This window comes from Anaerolineales bacterium (assembly GCA_016928575.1).
Classification (GTDB): Bacteria; Chloroflexota; Anaerolineae; order Anaerolineales; family RBG-16-64-43; genus JAFGKK01.
In genome coordinates this window covers 1-4122 of record JAFGKK010000084.1, presented here as the reverse complement: position 1 = coordinate 4122, position 4122 = coordinate 1, and the positions used below count along the sequence as shown (strand labels likewise).

Annotated in this window: 2 protein-coding genes; one reads left to right on the top strand and one right to left on the bottom strand. The window is 63.6% G+C overall.

Annotation, left to right across the window (positions count from 1 at the left end; genetic code table 11):
- Positions 1 to 554 precede the first annotated feature (554 nt).
- On the bottom strand, positions 555 to 1862 hold the full coding sequence (locus JW929_10630; protein ID MBN1439854.1) for a thymidine phosphorylase: 1308 nt from the start codon (positions 1860 to 1862) through the stop codon (positions 555 to 557).
- A gap of 154 nt (positions 1863 to 2016) precedes the next feature.
- Between JW929_10630 and JW929_10625 the strand changes: the two genes are divergently transcribed.
- The gene (locus JW929_10625) at positions 2017 to 3996 is read left to right on the top strand and encodes an amidohydrolase (protein ID MBN1439853.1); all 1980 of its coding nucleotides are present in this window, start codon (positions 2017 to 2019) and stop codon (positions 3994 to 3996) included.
- Positions 3997 to 4122: the final 126 nt, after the last annotated feature.

Genomic DNA, 4122 nt, shown 5'->3' with positions numbered 1-4122 from the left:
GAATCGCCTTCCTCAGAGGATAATTCCCTGATTCAACGGGGGTTCTTTTTTGGCTTTTTCAAAGTGGACCCAAGCAACAGGCTCATAGGTATATTTGTTCTTTTTTAATTCTTGGTTTTATTGGATCCGCCTTTTACCTTACCTTTATTGTCCCTGATCCTGATAGTATTACAATGGCGCCCACTGAAATATCGATTATGGGGATGAGTACCAATACGCGCATTCCTCCAACAAAAAAACCTCCTCCCACCAGAACCAAAACGTTTTTTGAGGAGTATTGTATTGTGTGGAGTTCAATTGATCTTACTGATGTGGGCAAAACACTCTGCGTTTACGGGAAGGTATATAGTATTAATTACGATAATATTGCCTACTATATTACTTTCAGCAATAAGAAGTCGTCGTTCTATATCATTTCGTATGATATTTATTTTCCCGATTTGCGTATCGGTGATTGCATATTCGCCACGGGTGAGATTAAAATATTGGAGAATCGACCAGTCATGACTTTGCTCCCAGCAGATAACCTTTATAAATGTCCTAACTAAACCCGATTATTTCTTTATCGTCCGGTATAACAACGGCAGCGGCTTCACCTTGGCGCGCCGGACCGCGAAAGCATCCGCCAGCTCCCCGCGGGCCTGCTCCAGCGCCGCGTCGCTCGCCGCGTGGATCTCGCACAGCGCGTCCCCCTCCCGCACTTTCTCGCCGACCTTCGAGTTTAGCACGACCCCGACACCAGGATCGATGGCGTCTCCCTTTTGGGCGCGGCCGGCGCCGAGCCGCACGCACGCCCGCCCGATCTTCCCGGCATGGGCTTCCGCCAGCCAGCCGGATTTCTCCGCGGCGAGGATTCCGCGGCAGGGCGCGGACGGCAGAAGCGACGGATCGCCGCAGATCCGCTCGTCGCCTCCCTGGGCGCGGACGAGCGCGCGGAACTTCGCCAGCGCGGTCCCATCGGTCAGCGTCTCCGCCGCCAGCGCCCGCCCCAGGCGCGGATCCCGCGCCCGCCCGCCGAGGTGCAGCATGTGCCCGGCAAGAGTCAGGCAGTGCTCGCGCAGATCCACCGGTCCATTCCCGCGCAGAATCTCGAGAGCCTCGCGCACCTCCAGCGCGTTCCCCACCGCCCGCCCGAGCGGCTGGAACATGCCCGAAACCAAGGCGGTCGTCCGGCGCCCGGCGCGCTCTCCGATCCGCACCATCCAGCGCGCAAGTTTGGCCGCGTCCGCGACCGTCGCCATGAAGGCGCCGCTGCCCGCCTTCACGTCCAGCACGATCGCGCGCGCGCCGGAGGCGATCTTTTTGCTCATCACGCTCGCGGCGATCAGCGGCAGGGAAGGGACGGTCCCGGTCACATCGCGCAGGGCGTAGAGTTTGCCGTCCGCCGGCGCGAGCTCCGCCGTCTGAGCGGCGATCACCATCCCGATCTCCCTCAGCTGACGCAGGATCTCCTCCCGCGAAAGGTCCGTCCGGAAGCCGGGAATCGATTCCAATTTGTCGATCGTCCCGCCGGAGATTCCGAGGCCGCGGCCCGACATCTTCATCACCGGAACGCCGCAGGCGGCCGCGATCGGCTCGACGACCAGGGTGGTCTTATCCCCCACGCCGCCGGTGGAATGCTTGTCGACCGCGCCCGGCGCCGCGGCGGAAGGATCCAGCCGCGCGCCGGAATCGGCCATCGCCAGCGTGAGCTGCGCGGTCTCGCGGATCGTCATCCCGCGCCAGACCACCGCCATCGCCCAGGCCGAGATCTGATAATCCGGGATGGAGCCGTCGGTCATCCCGCGCACCAGGAATTCGATTTCCCCGGCGCTCAACTCCGCCCCGTCGCGTTTGCGGACGATGATGTCGACCATGCGCATGGCTAACTCCTCACCCCCATCCCCCGTCCCTCCCCTCGCTTCGCTCGAGGACAGGCTTTCCCCCTCTCCTGCATTGACCGCAGGAGAGGGGCAAGGGGTTCAGGGGTAGCGGGTGAGGACAGTATAATCGAGGCGGATCCGGAGGATTCCTCCCATGGACAAAGCCGACCTGCTGCTTGTCAACGCCAATGTGCTCACGATGGATTCCGAATACCGCCTCTTTCCCGGCGGCGCGGTGGCGGTGCGGGACGGCGCGATCCTCGCCGCGGGGGACGAATCCGATCTGCGGCGGGAGTACCGGGCGGAGGATGAGTTCGACTGCCGCGGATCGGCGCTCCTTCCGGCGCTGGTGAACGCCCACACCCACGCGGCGATGTGCCTCCTGCGCGGGCTGGCCGACGACCGGCGGCTCGACGTCTGGCTGTTGGGGTACATGATGCCGGTCGAGCGTCAGTTCGTCTCGCCGGATTTCGTCCGCCTGGGGACTCGATTGGCCTGCGCCGAGATGATCCGCGGCGGGGTGGGCACCTTCGCCGACATGTACTACTTCGAGGATGAGATCGCCGCGGCCGCGGCCGAAGCCGGGATGCGCGCCCTGTGCGCGCAGACGGTGATGAAATACCCCACCCCGGATTCGGCTTCCTACGAGGACGGCCTCGAGCGCGCCCGCGCCTTCCTGGCGCGCTGGAAGGACCACGCCCTGATCCACCCGGCCGTAGCGGCCCACGCCCCCTACACCTGCACCGAGGAGATCCTCCGCGCCTGCGCCTCGCTGGCGGTGGAGTTCGACCGCCCGCTGCACATCCATCTGGCGGAGACCGCGCAGGAGGTGGAACAGGCGCGTCAGCGGTTCGGCATGCCGGAAGTGCCCTACCTGCGCAACCTCGGCCTCTTCTCGGCCAAGATCATCGCCGCCCACTGCGTACACCTCGACGAGGGCGAGATGCGCACCCTGTGGAAAGCCGGCGCCGGAATTGTCCACGCCCCGACCAGCAACCTCAAACTCGGATCCGGAATCGCCCCGGTCGCCAAGATGCTCGAGATCGGATTGACCGTCGGGATCGGAACCGACGGCGCCGCCTCCAACAACGACCTGGACATGTTCGAGGAAATGCGCCTTGCGGCCCTGCTGGCCAAGGGAGTCAGCGGCGATCCCACCGCCCTTCCGGCCCGCACCGCCCTGGCGATGGCCACCCGGATGGGCGCCGAAGCCTTGCACATTGGGAGCCGGACCGGGTCGCTCGAACCGGGCAAGCGCGCCGACCTTCTGCTGTTGGATCTGGGCGGGATCCACTCCAGCCCGGGATTCGAGCGGGATCCGGAATCGGTTTATTCGAGGATCGTCTATTCCGCCAAGGCCGGCGACGTCACCGGCTTGATGGTGGATGGCCGGTGGCTGCTGCGCAACCGTAGACTGCAAACCCTGCCGGAAGCCGACCTGCTCCATCAGGCGGCGGAGATGGCGCGCCGGCTGGATTCGTTCCTGGCCCTGCGGGAATCCTCGGTGCTTTCCAAACTGGTGGCGATCGAAACCGCGTCCGAGGAGGAATCCTTCGAGGTCCAGGTGAAAGTCATCGTGCCGGAGGGTTTCCCCCTCCCCAGGCAGCTCGCCCATCCGGACCTGGAAATTCTCTACAGCCGGCACTACCGCGAGTACGACACCTATTTCGAGTTCCCGGCCGCCGACCAGGGCCGCCTGCGGTACCGCGAAGACCAAGCCGTCGGCGAGGGCGGCGAAACCATGAACGCGCGCTACCGGCTGACCCTCACCGGCCCGACCCGCGAGCGCGAGTTCACCGGCGCGGTGCTGCTTTCCCGCTCGCGGTTCCTGGCGGGAGCCACCCACAGCCTGCGCTTCTACCGCGAATATTTCCAGCCCGCGCGCGAGATCGAAGTCAACAAGCAGCGCCTGCGCTGGCAGATTCGCTACCGCGGCAAAGAATTCTTCGTCAATTTCGACAGCCTCTCCAAGCCCGCGCTGCCCGGGCGCTTCCTGGAAGTGAAGGCCCGCACTTGGTCCCGCCGGGATTCGGAGAACAAGGCCGGGATGATCGTAGAGATCGTCCGCCTGCTCGGCGCCCAGGACGCCGAAGCCTTCCGCCAGGACTACGTCGAAATGGCGGGGAAAAAGTAATAGACAGGATTTTTCAAGATTGACAGGATTTTCTTTTGATTTTTCGTATCTCCTCAGCCCCCCGTCCCTGCCCTTTCCTCACCCCCAACCCCACAACCCCTTCCCCCTCTCCTGACTTATGCCAGG